The organism is Agromyces mangrovi, from assembly GCF_030296695.1.
Lineage (GTDB): Bacteria > Actinomycetota > Actinomycetes > Actinomycetales > Microbacteriaceae > Agromyces > Agromyces mangrovi.
On sequence record NZ_AP027737.1, the window covers coordinates 2,267,642 to 2,284,303 of the forward strand.

Sequence of the window (16,662 nt, forward strand, 5' to 3'; positions counted from 1 at the left end):
CTCCGGGACCGCCGCGGTTCACTCCGCGTGACACGTCCGCAACTCACACAGGAACGAGGAGAGAGCACATGCGTACGCGCTTGCGCCGCAACACCTTCGTCGCGCTCGGTGCGATGACGGCGGTCGTCGGCCTCATGGCCGGCTGCACCGCCGCAGAGACCACCGACACCGGCCCGACCAACAACGCCAACAACGAGGAGTCGGGCGAGACCGTTCGCATCGGCTTCTCTGGACCCGCCGCCGACCACGGCTGGCTGGGTGCCATCAACTCCGCCGCGATCGCCCAGGCGGAGACCTACGACGACGTGGAGCTGATCGTCGCCGAGGGCACCAACGACGCCAACCTGCAGATCAGCCAGATCGAGACCTTCATCAACGACGGCGTCGACGCCATCGTGCTGCTGCCCACCGACGGTGCGGCGCTCACCGAGGTCGCGATCAGCGCCATGCAGGCCGGCATCCCGGTCATCAACGTCGACCGCGAGTTCTCGAGCCCCGACGCCGCGCGCGTCACCATCCTCGGTGACAACTACGGCATGGGCGTGAGCGCCGGTACGTACATCTGCGAGCAGGTCGGCGACAACCCCGACGCCGTGGTGGCGGAGATCGCCGGCATCGACTCGCTGCCCCTCACGCAGGACCGCTCGCAGGGCTTCGCCGACGCGCTGGCCGACTGCGGCCTGTCGGTGTCGAACCGCGTCGCAGCGGACTTCACCATCGCCGGCGGCGAGGCTGCGGCCTCGCAGCTGCTCCAGGCGGCACCCGAGATCGACGCCCTCTGGAACCACGACGACGACCAGGGCATCGGCGTGCTCGCGGCCATCGACGCCGCGGGTCGCGACGAGTTCATCATGGTCGGCGGCGCCGGCTCGCTGAACGCCATGGAGGCCATCCAGGCCGGCGACTCGGTGCTCGAGGCGACGGTCATCTACCCCTCGACGCAGGCCGCCGACGGCATCGCGCTCGCTCGCCTCGTCGCCCAGAGCCGTGCGCTCGGCGACCTGGTCGAGCAGGACGTGCCGAACCGGATCGTGCTCTACGCACCGGTCGTGACGGCCGAGAACGTGGAGCAGTACCTCCCGATCGGCTTCGAGTCCTGATCGCCCGCCGGCGGGGTCCTCGGGGCCCCGCCGGTGCCGATCGGGTGCAGGTAGCGAGAGCAACGGACGCCGGGGGAACGCCTCGGCGTCCTCGACCGTCCCGGGTACGAGACGAAACGCCCGGGGAGTCTGGGGAAAGAGATGAGCACACTCCGGGTCGCGATGATCGGCACCGGCTTCATGGGCGCCGCCCACTCGCAGGGCTGGCGCGTCGCGCCGAGGTTCTTCGACCTCCCGGCGGACGTCGAGATGGCGGTGGTCGTCGGACGCGACGAGGGCAAGGCGGCTGCGGCCGCGCGCAAGTGGGGCTGGAAGGAGGCCTCGGGCGACTGGAGAGCCGTGCTCGAGCGGGACGACATCGACGTCATCGACGTGGTGACGCCCGGCGACTCGCACGCCGAGATCGCGACCGCGGCGCTGCGGGCCGGCAAGCACGTGCTGTGCGAGAAGCCGCTCGCCAACACCGTCGAGCAGGCTGCGGAGATGGCCGAGGCGGCCGAGCGTGCCGCTGCGAGCGGAGTGCTCGCCATGGTCGGGTTCACGTACCGTCGTGTGCCCGCGATCGCGCTGGCCCGCGAGCTCGTCGCCTCGGGCCGCATCGGGCGCATCCGCTCGTTCCGTGCCGAGTACCTGCAGGACTGGCTCGTCGACGAGGACGCGCCCCTCACATGGCGTCTCAAGAAGGACCTCGCGGGCTCCGGCGCGCTGGGCGACATCGGCGCCCACGCGATCGACCTCGCGCAGTTCGTCAGCGGCCAGCGCCTGGTGGAGGTGTCCGGCACGACCGAGACCGTGATCCGCGAGCGACCCATCGCCGCGGGCTCGACCGGGCTGTCGGCGACCGTCGGCGACGGCAGGGGGAGGTGACCGTCGACGACGTGGCGCACTTCTCAGGGAGGCTGAGCGGCGGCGCGCTCGGGTCGTTCATGGCCTCGCGCATGTCGACCGGTCGCAAGAACGCACTCCGGCTCGAGATCTCGGGTTCCGACGGCGCCGTGGCGTTCGACTTCGAGGACCTGAACGCGCTGCAGGTGTACGACGGGTCGGCCGACGCCGACCGGCGCGGCTTCACGAAGGTGATCGTGACCGAGCCGCAGCATCCATACATGTCGGCGTGGTGGCCCGCGGGCCACATGCTGGGATACGAGCATGGCTTCGCGCACCAGGCCAAGGACCTGGTCGAGGCGATCGCCGCGGGTGAGCAGCCGCGGCCGTCGTTCGCCGACGGCTACCAGGTGCAGCGCGTGCTCGGCGCGGTCGAGCGCAGCTCGGCGGCGCGTGGACTCTGGACCGGGGTCGAGTGACCTCGCGTCCGCGAGAGAAGGAGGAATCCGTGACACGACCGATCACGCTGTTCACCGGGCAGTGGGCCGACCTGCCGCTCGAGGAGGTCGCCCGACTCGCCTCAGGGTGGGGCTACGACGGGCTCGAGATCGCCTGCTGGGGCGACCACCTCGACCCGTGGCGCTGGAACGACGACGCCTACATCGCCGATCGCCTGGCGCTGCTCGACCGCTACGGCCTGAAGGTGTGGGCGATCTCGAACCACCTCAAGGGGCAGGCGGTGTGCGACGACCCGATCGACGCGCGGCACCGCGACATCCTCTCCAACCGGGTATGGGGTGATGGCGAGCCCGAGGGCGTGCGGCAGCGCGCCGCCGAGGAGATGCAGCACACGGCGCGGCTCGCGGCCAAGCTCGGCGTCGACACGGTCGTCGGCTTCACCGGCTCGTCGATCTGGAAGTACGTCGCGATGTTCCCGCCGGCCTCGCAGGCCATGGTCGATGCGGGCTACCAGGACTTCGCCGACCGCTGGAACCCGATCCTCGACGTGTTCGACGAGGTCGGAGTGCGGTTCGCCCACGAGGTGCACCCGAGCGAGATCGCGTACGACTACTGGACGACGGTGCGCACGCTCGAGGCGATCGGGCATCGCGAGGCGTTCGGCCTGAACTGGGACCCGAGCCACATGGTCTGGCAGGACATCGACCCGGTCAGCTTCCTCTGGGACTTCCAGGACCGCATCTACCACGTCGACTGCAAGGACACGAAGCTGCGCGGGCGCAACGGCCGCAACGGCCGGCTCGGCTCGCACCTCGCGTGGGCCGACCCGCGCCGTGGCTGGGACTTCATCTCCACCGGGCATGGCGACGTGCCCTGGGAGGATGCGTTCCGCATGCTCAACACGATCGGCTACCAGGGGCCGATCTCCATCGAGTGGGAGGACGCCGGCATGGACCGGCTCCGCGGCGCACCGGAGGCGCTCGAGTTCGTGCGCGGCCTCGCGTTCGACGCTCCCGACGCAGCGTTCGACGCCGCGTTCAGCACCTCCGACTGACGAGCTCCGAGCCCGCCCGCGGCGGGCGCGTCCGCCTCAGCGCGACGCGCCCGCCGCGACCATCGACTCGATGTTCGCCGGCGACAGCGCGTAGTGGATCGCGAGCACGCACGCGCCGATGACCGCGGCATCCGCCCCCACCCGCGACTGCGCGATCTGGAGGTGCTCGGTGGCCAACGGCATCGACCGGGTGTAGACGACCTCGCGCACACCCGCGATGAGGTGTTCGCCGGCCTGCGCGAGGCTGCCGCCGATGACGATCACCGACGGGTTGATGAGGCTCACGCAGGTGGTCAGCACCTCGCCGACGTCGCGGCCGGCCTGGCGCACGGCCTGGATGGCGTCGATGTTGCCGCGCTTGACGAGGTCGACGACGTCCTGGCTGGAGTTCGGGTCGAGCCCCGAGGCGCGCAGCGCGCGCGCGATCGCAGCGCCCGAAGCGAGTGCCTCGAGGCATCCGCGATTGCCGCACGAGCACGGGATCTCGGCGCCGCGCGCCACGTAGACGTGCCCGATGTCGCCGGCCGTGCCCTGCGCGCCGCGCTGCAGCACGCCGCCGGCGATGACGCCGGAGCCGATGCCCGTGGCGACCTTCACGAACAGCAGGTGGTCGACCTCGGGCCACGAGCGCTCGCGCTCGCCGAGCGCCATGATGTTGACGTCGTTGTCGACCAGCACGGGCACGTCGAAGACGCCCTCGAACCAGCCGGGCACGTCGAAGCGGTCCCACCCCGGCATGATGGGCGGGTTGATCGGTCGGCCGGTCTCGTGCTCGACGGGGCCGGGAAGGCCGATGCCGACCGCCAGCAGATCGCCCATGGAGCGGCCCACATCGGTCAGCAGAGACTGCGCTTCGGTGGCGATCCAGCCGAGCACGGCCTCCGGACCGTCGGCGACGGGGATGCGTTCGTGCCGCTCGCCGAGGACGGTCCCGGTGAGCGTGCTCACCGCGATGCGCACGTGCGTGGCGCCGACATCGACGCCGAGCACGACGCGCTCGCTCGCGGTGATCGCGAACTGGCTCGACGGGCGGCCGCCCGTCGAGACGGCGTCGCCGACCGAACCGACGAGCCCGAGCTCCATGAGCGTCTCGATGCGCAGCGCCACCGTCGACCGGGCGAGGCCGGTCATGGCGGCGAGTTCGGTGCGCGTCCGTGCGCGCCCGTCGCGGAGAATCTGGAAGAGGTCGCTCGTGACCGTCGAGCCGATTCCGGTGACATCGGTCTCGCTCGGTCCTGCACTTACGTCGGTCACGTTCTCAGTATCCCACGAATCTCGTTCGAAGAGCGCTCTCCTGTTGGCGCAAGCGGCACCCCATTCCGCGGGTCATCGGCGAACCGCCGTGATACCTGCGGCGTCGAGCACGAGGTCGCGCACGGATGCCGCGGGCAGTTCGTCGTCGCCGCGCTCGAGCGTCGCGAGGCCGGGGTCGGAAGAGAGCACCATCGGGGCATCCGCTCGGCCGTCGGGCAGGCGGCCATGGGTACCGCGCACCCACGACGGGTCGAGTGGCACGACGTCCATCGTGTAGCGGAAGCCGAGTGCCTTGCGCGCCAATCCCGCGCCGGCCCGCAGGCGCGCGAACCGATCGGCCGGGTCGAGGAACAGCTCGGCGGGGTCGTAGCCCGGCTTACGGTGGATGTCGACCCCGCGTGCGAATTCCGGGGCCCTAGCGTCGTCGAGCCAGTAGTAATAGGTGAACCAGGCGCCGGGGCGTGCGACCGCCACCAGTTCGCCGGAGCGTTCGTGGGAGAGCCCGTACCGCGCCTGCGCGTCTCGGTCGAGCACCTCGTCGACGCCGTCCAGCTCGGCGAGCACCGCACGGGTGCGGGGCACGTCGGCCGGGTCGGCGACGTAGACGTGGGCGACCTGGTGATCGGCGACCGCGAACGCGCGCGAGGTCGTCGGGTCGAGCAGCTCGCGACCGCGCTGCTCGTGCACCGCGAGGAGTCCGGCGCGGCGCAGGGCGCGGTTGACGTCGACCGGGTGGTCGGCCCGTGTGATGCCGTACTCGGAGACCGCGATCACGGTCGTACCCTCGGCGACCGCCTGGTCGAGCAGGGGGCGAGCGCCGCGTCGAGGTCTGCCGCCGCGCGGTCCGCCTCGGCCGACGCGGGTCCGAACCGCTGCAGGTCGTAGTCGAGGTGCGGCAGGTACGTCATCACGAGGTCGTCGGAGCGCTCGTCGAGCACCAGCCGGGTGGCGTCCACGATCCACTGCGTCGAGGCGAGGGATGCCCCGGGGCCCCAGTACTGGAACAGGGGGAACGGCCCCAGTCGGCGTTCCAGGCGGTCGTGCAGCGCGGCGGGGCGCACGTAGGCGTCGGGCGACTTGCGACCGTCGGCGTGGTACACGGGCCGCGGCGTGATCGTGAGGTCGGTCGACGCGCCCATCGCGTACCACCAGCAGATGTTCGCCGCCGAGAAGCCGGGGCGGTGCCGCCGCGCGGTCTCCCAGACCTTCTCGCCCGCGACGAGCCGGTTGTGCTGGCGCCAGAGCAGCACCTCGCCGAGGTCGCGGAAGTACCAGCCGTTGCCCACGATGCCGTGCTCGGCGGGTGCCGTGCCGGTGAGCATGGTCGACTGCACGCTGCACGTGACCGCGGGCAGCACGGTGCGCAGGGACGCGGTCGCGCCGGCGTCGCCCAGCGCGCGCAGCCGCGGCATGTGCGCCAGCGTGCGCGGGGTCAGGCCGACGACGTCGAGCAGCAGCGTGCGGCTCATGCGACGGCCTCGCCGGGCAGGTCGGACGCCCCGAGCAGGTGCCGCCGCACCCAGGCGAGCTCCCCGGCGACGCCCGCGATCAGGTCGTCATCGCCGACGTCGAGCACGCTCCAGGTGTAGGTCTCGACGTCGAGCTGCACGTCGTCGCCGCCGCCGGGGCCGGCGAGCACGGCGCGGTACGCCGCCTCGAGCACGTCGGTGGTCGTGGCGAGCGGGGCGGGCGCAGGGTGGTGCAGGGGCATGTGGAAGTGGGTGCGCCACGGCCCCGTGCGCGGCAGTTCCGACAGAGCGAGGTCGAGGTCGTCGGCGCGCACCACCTCGCCGCCCGGAGCGCGCAGCCGGGTCTGGTGCAGGTAGCGCGGCTCGGCGAACGCACCGAGCGCGTCGGCGGTCGCGGGGTCGGCGGGATCGTCGGCGTGGAGCGCCGCGGAGGCCTGCACCTTCACGACGCGGAGACCGGCGTCGAGCACCTCGTCGACCGCACGAGCGGGGTCGGCGAACGACACCGCGAGGTGGCAGGTGTCGAGGCAGACGCCGACGTGCTCGGCGTCGATGCCGCCGTGGCCGACCCGCGGGCCGAGCCAGCGGGCGATGTCGCCGACGTCGTCGAGCACGCACCCGGGCTCCGGCTCGATCGCGAGCCGGATGGTCCGGCCGAGCTCCGAGCGGATGCCACCGAGCACGCGACTCACGCGGGTCAGCGCGTCCATGGCGAGGCGGTCCTGCTCGGGGCCCCACGGCTCGCGCCAGCCCAGCGGCAGGGTGGAGATGCTGCCGGTCGCGCCCTCGGGCAGCAGGTCGGCGAGCACCGCGGCGCAGTCGAGCGTGTAGCGCTCGCGTTCCGCGGTGGTCCAGTCGGGCCGGTAGACGTCGTGCTTGACGACGTCGGCGTGGAAGGCGGCGTAGGGGAACGCGTTCAGCGTGCGCACCTCCAGCGACTCGGCGTCGAGCGCATCCCGGAGGCGCCCACGGGCGTGCTCGTCGGTCGCGAGCTCGCGGGCGAGCGCAGCCGGCAGCCAGAGGCCCACGCCGAGCCGAGCGAGGCCGGCACGGCGACGGATCGGGCCGGCATAGCGGTGCAACTGCGCGATCACGCCGTCGAGTGTCTCGGCCGGGTGCACGTTGGTGCAGTAGGAGAGGTCCATCAGGCGGGCACCCCGCGACGGATCGAGTTGCCGGCGAACTCGTCGGACCCGTGCACGGCGTCGCCGTCGGGGCCATCCGCCTCGTCGAGCACCAGCCGCCCGCTCTGTCCGTAGAACGCGACCGGGTTGCGCCAGAGCACCCGGTCGACGTCGTCGTCGGAGAAGCCCGCCGCCCGCATCGCGTGCGCCGACGAGACCGTCGTGAGCGGATCGGAGTGTCCCCAGTCGGCGGCCGAGTCGACGAGCATCCGGGTTGTGCCGTGCCGCCGCAGCACGTCGACCAGGCGACGCTCGTCCATCTTCGTGTCGGGGTAGATGGAGAACGCCATCCAGCAGCCCGAGTCGACGACCTCCTCCACCGTGATCTCGTTCAGGTGGTCGAGCACGACCAGCTCGGGGCGGATGCCGGACTCGCGGACCACGTCGAGCGTGCGCCTGGTTCCGGCGAGCTTGTCGCGGTGCGGGGTGTGCACGAGCACCGGCAGGTCGAACCGCATCGCCAGCTCGAGGTGCTCGGCGAAGACCTCCTCCTCGGCAGCCGTCATCGAGTCGTACCCGGTCTCGCCGACGGCCACGACGCCGTCCTTCGCGAGGTAGCGCGGCAGCACCCGCATGACCTCGCGGCAGCGCGGGTCGTTCGCCTCCTTCGGGTTCAGCCCGATCGTGCAGTGGTGGCGGATGCCGTACTGCGCCGCGCGGTAGCGCTCCCAGCCGATGAGCGCGTCGAAGTAGTCGGTGAAGCTGCCGACGTTGGTGCGCGGCTGGCCGAGCCAGAACGACGGCTCGACCAGGGCGCGCACCCCGGCGTCGCGCATGGCCGCGTAGTCGGCCGTGGTGCGGCTGGTCATGTGGATGTGCGGGTCGAAGATCCTCATCGTGCGTCCTCCCGGATCGTGGTCTGCGGTGGCGCGGACGGTGCCGCGCCGGCGACGCGGAGCATGTCGGCGCTCACCTCGCGGCCCGCCGAGCGCCGTTCCGCGACGAGCGCGGTGGCCATGCGGACCAGCTCGTCGTCGCTGCGTGCGTCGAGGGCGTCGACCGCGTCGATCGGCACGCCCATGAAGAGGAGCTTCAGCACGCCGTGCCGCCAGGCGTGCGGGTCGAGGTGGTCGGCGCCGAAGGGCCCCATCGCGGCGGCGACGAGCCCGGGGTCGTTCGCGCGCAGCGACTCGTGGACCGCTGCGAGGCCGGCGGCGACCACCGGCGGGGTCGGCTCGTCGAGCGTGTTCAGCCCGCGGAGCACGCCGCGGCGCTCGGCCGTGTCGCCGTGGTCGTAGAGGTCGCGCACGATCGCCGCGCCTCGATCGGGCGATGCCGAGGCGACGGCCGTGCGCAGCAGTGCCGCGCGGGCCTCGTCGTCGACGGTGCCGAGCCGCAGCCCCCGGGGTCGTGCTCGGGGTCGAGTGCGCCGCGGCCCACCATGCGCCCGCACGCCGGCGAGAACTCGGCGATGCGCTCGGGCTCGATCGCCACGGCGGCGAGTGCGGTGCGGAACCAGTCGTTCATGCTGCCTCCCAGGCGGCCCGGATGGCTCGGATGCTGCGGGCTGCGGCGCCGGGCGCGTCGTGGCCGTGCCGGGGAGCTCGACGGCCGCGATGCCCGTGTAGCCGGCCGCGGAGAGGGTGCCGAGCGCAGCGGAGAGGTCGAGCTCGCCGTCCCCGAACTCGAGGTGCTCGTGCACGCCGGACCGCATGTCGTCGACCTGGACGTTCGCGAGCAGTCCGCCGGCCTCGCCGAGCGCGCCGACCACGCCGCCGGGTTCGACCGCGACGCAGTGGCCGAGGTCGACCGTGAGCCGCAACGCAGCGGGGTCGCCCGCGGCGGCGCGCACCGCGAGGGCGTCGGCCACGGTCTCGACGAGCATGCCGGGCTCCGGTTCGAGCGCGAGCGCGACGCCGGCGCTCGCCGCGGTGGCCGCCAGCCCGCCCACGCGGGTGACGAGGCGGTCGAGCGCCTCGTCGGTCTCGGTGCCGCGGGGGAGGGTGCCCGACCAGAACGAGACCGCATCGGCGCGCAGCACGCCGGCCAGGTCGATCGCACGCTCCAGCAGCTCCACCCGGGCGGCTCCGTCGGGGTCGAGCAGGTTGGGTCGATGCTTGCGGAAGGGGTCGAGCGTGTACCTCCCGCCGGTCTCGATGACGACCCGCCAGCCCATGTCGTCGAGGCGGAGCCGGAGCTCGCGGGCGCGGTCGCGCGCGTCGTCGGCGAACGGATCGAGGTGCGGGTGCCCGAGCGTGAGCGCGAGCGCGCGGTAGCCGAGCGCGTCGAGCACGTCGAGCGCGTCGTCGAGCGGATGGTCGCCGAATCCGTTCGTGCCGTAGCCGACGACGAACGGGGCGCCCTCGAGGCGGGTCGTCGTGCTCATGTCACGTCACCGCCGGTGCGGCGCCGGGTGAGTGCTCCGAGCACGCCGGCGACGCCGAGCAGAGCTGCGGCGGCTCCCGTTGCTCCGGCACGCGCGGCGAGGGTCGCCTGCAACGGCACCACTGCCGTGAGCGAGGCGCGGGTCGCACTGCGCACGACGGCCGCGGTCGGCTCGTGCGCGGCCCGCAACTGACCGGGCAGCGCCGCCGCCAGGTATGCGGCCACGCCCCCGAGCGTCGCCGCGAGGGAGCTCGCAGCCCGGTCGCACGGGGCATCCGACCGCGCCTCGCTCGCGACCGCGGTTGCGTTCCCGGCGACTGCGCCGATCGCCGCCGTGCCGGTCGCCGCGATCGCGGCACGCGCCGCACCCGGGGTGCCGCCGTGGACCTCGCCGCGTGAGAGCACGGTCACGCCCAGCGTGTGCGCGGCGACGACGACGGCGGCGGGAATCGCCCGCGGAGATGCCGCCGCCCCCATCATCACGTCGAGCCCCCGGCACGCGGCCATCACGAAGGGGCCCGCCGACGTCTGCTTGGCGACGAGGTCGTAGGCGGCGATCGCGCCGACGAGGCATCCGGCCACTGCGCCCGACCTGCGGCCGCCGCCAATTCCCGCGAGCACCACGCCGCCCGCCGCGAGGGCCGCCGCGACGAGGGTCGCGGCCCGCACGCCGATGCGGCCCGACGGGATCGGCCGTTCGGGTCGTTCGACCGCGTCGAGGCGGCGGTCGGCGACGTCGTTCAGCGCCATGCCCGCCGAGTAGAGGGCGACGGATGCCGCGGGGAGCAGCCGCCGGCGTCGCTGCGCGCGCTGCTCGGGTGCCAGGTGCCGCATGCCGACGACGGCGTCGCCGACCACCGTGAGCGCGGCCGGCGCGCGCACGAGTTCGAGCACGACGCCGGGACTCACCGCTCCACGCCCGCGATCGCCTCGGTCGCCCGCACGCCGTTGGCGGCCGCCGTCGCGAACCGGTGCAGTGCCGCCGACTGGGCGTGGAACGCGTGCTCGTCGGAGTCGATCGGATCCTTGAAGAAGTAGCCGAGCTCGCTGATCGCCCCTGCACGCCCGGCCGCCTCCGCGAGTGCGAGCAGGCGCACGAGGTCGATCACGAGCGGCGCCGCGAGCATCGAGTCGTACGCGCTCCAGGTGGTCTGCAGCGTGATGCGCGAGTTGAGGAATCCCTCGGCGTGCACGTGGTCCCACGCGGTCTTGACGTCGCCGAGGTCGGGCACGTTGTCGATGTGCAGCGGTGCCACCACGCCGTCGCCGACGATGCTGCGCAGCCCGCGGGTCTTCGACGCGAGCTTGCTCCGCACGGCATCGGCATCGGCCAGGGTCGCCCCGTCGCCGCCCCCGAGGAGGTTCGCCCCGGCCCAGGACAGCACGCGCATGCCGCGGTCGACGAACATCGGGCCGAGCACGGTGCGCAGCAGGGTCTCGCCGGTCTTGCCGTCGCAGCCGGCGAAGCACGTGCCGCGGTGCTCGGCGCGGGCGCGCACGACGGGCAGGCCGATGCCCGCCGACGGCGTGAACCCGGCGAAGGCGCTGCCCGACTCGATTGCGGCGAGGGCGGCGAGCGAACTCGCGGGGAGCGCGGCGGACGAGGGGTCGGCGAGTCGTTCGGCGAGCACCCGCTCGTCGTGGTGCGCGGGGTCGTCGGCCGGCAGCGGCTCGGTCGACGAGACGTCGACGACGACGACGTGGTCGAGCCGGTTGCGCTCCCGGAAGGAGCGGATGTCGTCGGTCAGCCGATCGAGCGCGGCCCCCTGCGATTCGCCCAGCCCGGCCACGTAGCCGGGGCGGAGCTCGCGCTCGTCGGACGCGAGGTCCTCGGCGACCGCCTCGACGAGGTGCGTCGGCACCATGCCCGACGCCGCGAGCTGCCGCGCGCGGTCGAGCAGCGGCACGGATGCCACGTCGTGTCCGCCGACCACGATGTCCCCGATCTCCGCGAGCGGCGCCTCGGCGAAGGCGGGGCCGGCGGTGACGCAGCCGACCGGCCCGGCGAGGCCGCGTCCGATGGCGTGCACGCCGATGGCGGCGGTCGTGGCGACCGAGCCGCGGGCGCCGATGCACCACATGCCGACCCGGCCCACCGGGGCGTCGGTGCGGGGGCGGCGTCGTGTGCGGGTGGATCGATCTGCATGGCGTGCTCCTCGTGGTCGTTCATCGGTCTCGTCGGATCAGTGATCGGGCGGCCCGGGAGAGGTACTCGCCCAGGGGGCCGGGCAGTTCGCGCTCGGCGGTCTCGGCGGCCCGCTCGGCCTCGCGCCGTGCGGTCTCGCGGGCGGCGTCGCGCGCGCCGGTGCGCGTCACGATCGCGCGCACCTCGGCGATGCCCGGCGAACTCGCGCGCGGGTCGCCCAGCGCGGCGATCAGTCGTGCGCGGTCGGCGCGGTCGGCCCGCTCGAGCGCGAGGTGCACGAGCAGCGTGCGCGTGCCGTCGGCGACGTCGCTGCCTGCGGGCTTGCCGGTGTCCTCCGGGGCGCCGAAGAGCCCGAGGTCGTCGTCGGCGAGCTGGTAGGCCACGCCGAGCCCGTCGCCGACGCGGTCGAGCGCGTCGAGGGCGCCGGAGTCCGCGGTGCCGGCGGCGAGTGCGCCGAGTCGCAGCGGGAGGCGGAAGCTGTACACGGCCGTCTTGAGCCGTGCGGTGCGCAGCGGGTCGGGCGTCTCCGTGCCCGGATCGTCGCCGTGCACGTCGAGCAACTCGCCGGCGACCGTGAGCTCGATGGCTCGAACGGCCTCGAGCACCAGCCGCGCCCGCAACTCCGCTCCCACGGGCAGGTCGGCGAGCAGCCCGAGCGCGCCGGCGATGGCGAGGTCGCCGGCCAGGACGCCGGCGGTGAGCCCGTGGCGTCGAGCAGACGTCTCGCCGAGGCCCGCTGCCGCGGCGTCCCGCTCGGCACGCCCGATGGCGTTCGGTGCACCGTGGCGCACGCGGTCGCCGTCGATGAGGTCGTCGTGGGTGCAGAGCCCCGAGTGGAGCACCTGCACGGCCGCCGCGAGTCCGGCGAGGCAGGCGTGATCGCTGCCGCCGAAGCCGAGGTACCCCGCCGCGAGCAGGCGCGGGCGGAGGTACTTGCCCGCGGCGGAGGCGTCGGCGGCGTCCCGGAGCAGCCGGGCGATGGGTGCACCGCCCGCGGCGGAGCGCGCTCGTGCCCCGGCCCAGTGCCGGGCGACGGCGTCGCGCGCCTCCGGGAGCGCCTCGTCGACGGCGTCGGCGAAGGTCGCGGAGGCGACCGCCGAGCCGTAGGGGAAGCGCCGGTCATGTCTCACCTGTCCTCGTCGACAGTCACGTGGTCTGCGTGGCATCCGTTCGCCCGAGGCATCCGGTCGCCGTGTTCCAAAGATTACGTCTGGCGAAAGTCAACTGTCAATCAATCAGAACTTGCGTGTCACTCGGCGGAACCCGAGAGAAGAAGTTGACATCGGTCAACCATCGCCATATGGTTGACCGTCATCAACTTTCAGGAAGGGGTCACGTGACCGTCACCGCATCCACGCCGGTCGTCCCGGACACCGCGCACGCACCCATGTCGCGCCGCGCCACGCTCAACGCCATCTCGGGGCTCATCCTCGGCATGTTCGTCGCGATCCTCTCCGGCACGGTCGTGTCGACCTCGCTGCCGCGCATCATCTCCGACCTCGGCGGCGACCAGTCGAGCTACACCTGGGTGGTGACCGCCGCGCTGCTCGCGACCACGGTCACGACGCCGATCTGGGGCAAGTTCGCCGACCTGGTGAACCGCAAGCTGCTCGTGCAGCTCGCGCTCGGCCTGTTCGTGCTCGGGTCGGTGCTCGGCGGGTTCGCGCAGGACGCGTCGATGCTCATCGGCTTCCGCGTCATCCAGGGCCTCGGCGCAGGCGGCCTCATGGCGCTCGTGCAGATCGTGATCGCCGACATCATCTCGCCCCGCGAGCGCGGCCGGTGGATGGGGCTGATCGGCTCGGTCATGGCGGTCGCGACCATCGGCGGTCCGCTCATCGGCGGCCTCGTGACCGACGGCATCGGCTGGCGGGCGAACTTCTTCATCGCGCTCCCGTTCGCGATCGCCGCGATCGTGCTCATCCAGGCGACGCTGCACCTGCCCGCCCGCCCGAAGCGGAAGGTGAAGGTCGACTACCTCGGCGCGGTGCTCATCGCGACCGGTGTCAGCCTCCTGCTCGTCTGGGTGACCCTCGGCGGCAGCCAGTTCGATTGGAACTCCGTCGAGTCGTTCGTGATGATCGGCGGCGCCGTGCTCGCGCTGGTGGCAGCGGTCGTCGTCGAGCTCGTCGTCGAGGAGCCGATCGTGCCGCTCTCGCTCTTCCGGAACCGCACCTACGCGCTCTCCGTCGTCGCGAGCCTCTCGGTGGGCGTCGCGATGTTCGGCACGACCATCTTCATCGCCCAGTACATGCAGCTCGCCCGCGGGGCGACGCCGACCGAGTCGGGCCTGCTGACCATTCCGCTGATCATCGGCCAGATGGGCTCGTCGATCGTCGCGGGCCAGCTGATCAGCCGGTACGGGAAGTGGAAGCGCTACATGGTCACGGGCTCGGTGCTCGCGATCGCCGGCCTCCTGCTCATGAGCACGCTGCACTACGACACCCCGTACGGGTTCGTAGCGCTGTTCATGTTCGTGCTCGGGGCGGGCCTCGGCATGGTCATGCAGAACCTCGTGCTGGTCGTGCAGAACGACACCCCGGCGGCCCAGCTCGGCGTCGCGAGCTCGGGGGTCGCGTTCTTCCGCAGCCTCGGCGGCACCGCGGGCGTCGCGGTCATGGGTGCCGTGCTCGGCTCGCGCGTCGCCGACCTCGTTCGCGACGGGCTCGCGGGCCTCGACCCGGAGCAGCTCGCCGGTGCGCAGTCGCTCGCCGACGGCGGCATCCCCGACCTCGCCGAGCTCCCGGGTCCGGTGCGCACCGTCGTCGAGTCCGCCTACGGGCTCGGCGTGGCCGAGGTGTTCCTCATCGCCGTGCCGCTCGCCGTGGTCAGCCTCATCGCGATCTGCTTCCTGCCGAACAAGCCGCTCCAGACGGTCACCGCCGCCGAGCGCCTGACCGCCGAGGCGGAGGCCGCGAGGCCGGGCGAATAGGATGCCGACCATGACCGCCGACACTCCCGAACTCGAGCGCGCCCTCGGCGCCGTCGAGACCCAGCTCGGGGTGCTGTTCAACCGCGTGCGCGTGCTCTGGAAGGAGCAGGCCGCGAGCGTGCACCCCGACCTGCAGCCCGTCGGCTACAAGCTGCTCAGCGCGCTCGTGCGCGGCGGACCGGCTCACGCCGGCGCGCTCGCCGACCAGCTCGCGACCGACAAGTCGGTGGTGAGCCGGCAGGTGCGCATCCTCGCCGATCTCGGGCTCGTCGAGAGCCGGGTCGACGAGCACGACGCGCGCGCCCGTCTGCTGGTCGCGACGTCCGTCGGCGTCGAGCGCGTGCAGGAGGTGCGATCGGGCACGCAGTCTCGCCTGCGGGCGCGCCTCGCCGAGTGGCCCGAGGGCGACGTGGAGCGGTTCGCCGAGCTGCTCGCCCGCATGAACGAGGGGTGAGCGGATGCCCCGGGGCTGCGCCGGCCGTCGATTTGGTGCAGCACGGGGCATCCGTTAGCATTGCCTGAGCCAAAGACCGTCGGTCGTCGGCGCGCGGAAACGCGAGTCGATCGAAGCAGTGCGAAGCACGGGCCCACGCAGGTGACACGAATACGACTTCCGGGAATCATCCCGAATCTCCAGCTCCGTGCGCTTGCGCCGGAGCTTTTCTCATGTGCGCCGCAGGTCGGAAGCCGCATCACACAGCCCGTGGGGTGCGAAGAAGACATAAGGAGTGGCCATGGCGAACAAGGAAGCCTCGGTTGCCGAACTCACGGAGAAGTTCGAGGGTTCGACCGCCGTTCTGCTGACTGAATACCGCGGCCTCACGGTTGCCCAGCTCAAGGAGCTGCGCAACGCCATTCGTGAGGACGCGAGCTACGCCGTGGTGAAGAACACGCTGACCAAGATCGCGGCCAACAAGGCCGGGATCACCGCGTTCGACGACGACCTCCAGGGTCCGTCGGCGATCGCGTTCGTGCACGGTGACCCGGTCGCCGTCGCGAAGTCGCTGCGTGAATTCGCCAAGGCGAACCCCTCCTCGTGGTCAAGGGCGGCTATTTCGATGGCAAGCCCCTGACCGCCGAAGAGGTAGGCAAGCTCGCCGACCTCGAGTCCCGCGAAGTGCTGCTCGGCAAGCTCGCCGGCGCCTTCAAGGCCTCGCTGTTCGGAGCCGCATATCTGTTCAACGCACCGCTGTCGCAGGCCGTTCGCACGGTCGACGCGCTGCGTCAGAAGCAGGAGTCCGCAGCGTAGGCGCGAGCCTCGCATGCGGTGAGTACACCAACAAAGGAGATTAGAAATGGCAAAGCTGTCCACTGAGGAGCTGCTCGAGCAGTTCAAGGGCCTGACCCTCATCGAGCTCTCGGAGTTCGTCAAGGCGTTCGAGGAGACCTTCGAGGTCACCGCCGCCGCCCCCGTCGCCGTTGCCGCTGCCGGTGCTCCGGCCGCCGGTGGTGGCGACGCCGCCGCCGAGGAGGAGAAGGACGAGTTCGACGTCATCCTCGAGGCTGCCGGCGACAAGAAGATCCAGGTCATCAAGGTCGTCCGCGAGCTCACCTCGCTCGGCCTCGGCGAGGCCAAGGCCGTCGTCGACGGTGCCCCCAAGGCGGTCCTCGAGGCTGCCAACAAGGAGACCGCGGAGAAGGCCAAGGAGGCCCTCGAGGGCGCCGGCGCCACCGTCACGCTCAAGTAGTACGCGCCCCCACCAGGGGGCTCGCACGACGCCGAGGGCGTCGCTTCCGGATTCGTCCGGAGGCGGCGCCCTCGTTCGCGTCTCCGGGGCCGTGCAGGCCCGCCGTGGTCGGGCCCACGACCCTCCGGCGTGTCGTCGACACCCGTCGGAGAGCGCTTCCTCAGCACATTCTCAGAAAGCCATTTCTCGGTCACGAATGGGTCACGAGCCCGCATGAATTCTGGGA

At 72.3% G+C, this 16,662-nt stretch carries 14 protein-coding genes and 2 pseudogenes; 7 read left to right on the top strand and 9 right to left on the bottom strand.

Annotation, left to right across the window (positions count from 1 at the left end; all coding sequences use genetic code 11):
- The first annotated feature begins 68 nt into the window (after window positions 1-68).
- The 3 genes and pseudogenes from QUE38_RS10770 to QUE38_RS10780 all read left to right on the top strand — a co-directional run bounded on the left by QUE38_RS10770 (window position 69) and on the right by QUE38_RS10780 (window position 3,438).
- Window positions 69-1,100, top strand: coding sequence for a substrate-binding domain-containing protein (locus QUE38_RS10770; protein WP_286308154.1), 1,032 nt, complete (start codon window positions 69-71; stop codon window positions 1,098-1,100).
- A gap of 141 nt (window positions 1,101-1,241) precedes the next feature.
- Window positions 1,242-2,404 (top strand): annotated as a pseudogene (locus QUE38_RS10775) (Gfo/Idh/MocA family protein).
- A 29-nt stretch (window positions 2,405-2,433) separates the two neighbouring features.
- Window positions 2,434-3,438 carry a sugar phosphate isomerase/epimerase family protein gene (locus tag QUE38_RS10780; RefSeq protein ID WP_286308155.1) on the top strand — a complete coding sequence of 335 codons (1,005 nt, stop codon included), beginning with the start codon at window positions 2,434-2,436 and terminating at the stop codon, window positions 3,436-3,438.
- A gap of 36 nt (window positions 3,439-3,474) precedes the next feature.
- On the opposite strand, the gene QUE38_RS10785 is transcribed toward QUE38_RS10780, so the two are convergent.
- The 9 genes from QUE38_RS10785 to QUE38_RS10825 all read right to left on the bottom strand — a co-directional run bounded on the left by QUE38_RS10785 (window position 3,475) and on the right by QUE38_RS10825 (window position 12,946).
- On the bottom strand, window positions 3,475-4,647 hold the full coding sequence (locus QUE38_RS10785; protein ID WP_286311780.1) for an ROK family transcriptional regulator: 1,173 nt from the start codon (window positions 4,645-4,647) through the stop codon (window positions 3,475-3,477).
- Between the two features lie 117 nt (window positions 4,648-4,764).
- Window positions 4,765-5,466, bottom strand: a complete 702-nt coding sequence (locus QUE38_RS10790; protein ID WP_286308157.1) for an alkaline phosphatase family protein — start codon at window positions 5,464-5,466, stop codon at window positions 4,765-4,767.
- Complete coding sequence (locus QUE38_RS10795) at window positions 5,463-6,161, bottom strand: alkaline phosphatase family protein (RefSeq protein ID WP_286308161.1); 699 nt, start codon at window positions 6,159-6,161, stop codon at window positions 5,463-5,465. The genes QUE38_RS10790 and QUE38_RS10795 overlap by 4 nt, the downstream gene beginning before the upstream one ends.
- The gene (gene eboE, locus QUE38_RS10800; RefSeq protein ID WP_286308163.1) at window positions 6,158-7,306 is read right to left on the bottom strand and encodes a metabolite traffic protein EboE; all 1,149 of its coding nucleotides are present in this window, start codon (window positions 7,304-7,306) and stop codon (window positions 6,158-6,160) included. Before eboE ends, QUE38_RS10795 begins: the two co-directional genes overlap by 4 nt.
- A complete protein-coding gene (locus QUE38_RS10805; protein ID WP_286308166.1) occupies window positions 7,306-8,181 on the bottom strand; it encodes a TatD family hydrolase in 876 nt (291 codons plus the stop codon). The genes eboE and QUE38_RS10805 overlap by 1 nt, the downstream gene beginning before the upstream one ends.
- Window positions 8,178-9,671, bottom strand: a complete 1,494-nt coding sequence (locus QUE38_RS10810) for an EboA domain-containing protein (protein ID WP_286308168.1) — start codon at window positions 9,669-9,671, stop codon at window positions 8,178-8,180. Before QUE38_RS10810 ends, QUE38_RS10805 begins: the two co-directional genes overlap by 4 nt.
- Window positions 9,668-10,579 carry an SCO3242 family prenyltransferase gene (locus QUE38_RS10815; protein ID WP_286308171.1) on the bottom strand — a complete coding sequence of 304 codons (912 nt, stop codon included), beginning with the start codon at window positions 10,577-10,579 and terminating at the stop codon, window positions 9,668-9,670. Before QUE38_RS10815 ends, QUE38_RS10810 begins: the two co-directional genes overlap by 4 nt.
- A complete protein-coding gene (locus QUE38_RS10820) occupies window positions 10,576-11,766 on the bottom strand; it encodes an inositol-3-phosphate synthase (protein WP_286308173.1) in 1,191 nt (396 codons plus the stop codon). The genes QUE38_RS10815 and QUE38_RS10820 overlap by 4 nt, the downstream gene beginning before the upstream one ends.
- Before the next feature lie 70 nt (window positions 11,767-11,836).
- Window positions 11,837-12,946: a polyprenyl synthetase family protein gene (locus QUE38_RS10825; protein WP_286308175.1), complete on the bottom strand. Its 1,110-nt coding sequence runs from the start codon at window positions 12,944-12,946 to the stop codon at window positions 11,837-11,839.
- Between the two features lie 257 nt (window positions 12,947-13,203).
- On the opposite strand from QUE38_RS10825, the gene QUE38_RS10830 reads away from it, so the two are divergent.
- From QUE38_RS10830 to rplL, 4 genes and pseudogenes are all read left to right on the top strand, one after another.
- Window positions 13,204-14,748, top strand: a complete 1,545-nt coding sequence (locus QUE38_RS10830) for an MDR family MFS transporter (RefSeq protein WP_286311782.1) — start codon at window positions 13,204-13,206, stop codon at window positions 14,746-14,748.
- A gap of 10 nt (window positions 14,749-14,758) precedes the next feature.
- Window positions 14,759-15,202, top strand: coding sequence for a MarR family winged helix-turn-helix transcriptional regulator (locus tag QUE38_RS10835; RefSeq protein ID WP_286308177.1), 444 nt, complete (start codon window positions 14,759-14,761; stop codon window positions 15,200-15,202).
- A gap of 280 nt (window positions 15,203-15,482) precedes the next feature.
- Window positions 15,483-15,997, top strand: a pseudogene (gene rplJ / locus QUE38_RS10840) (50S ribosomal protein L10).
- A gap of 46 nt (window positions 15,998-16,043) precedes the next feature.
- Complete coding sequence (gene rplL / locus QUE38_RS10845; protein WP_286308179.1) at window positions 16,044-16,436, top strand: 50S ribosomal protein L7/L12; 393 nt, start codon at window positions 16,044-16,046, stop codon at window positions 16,434-16,436.
- Window positions 16,437-16,662 lie beyond the last annotated feature (226 nt).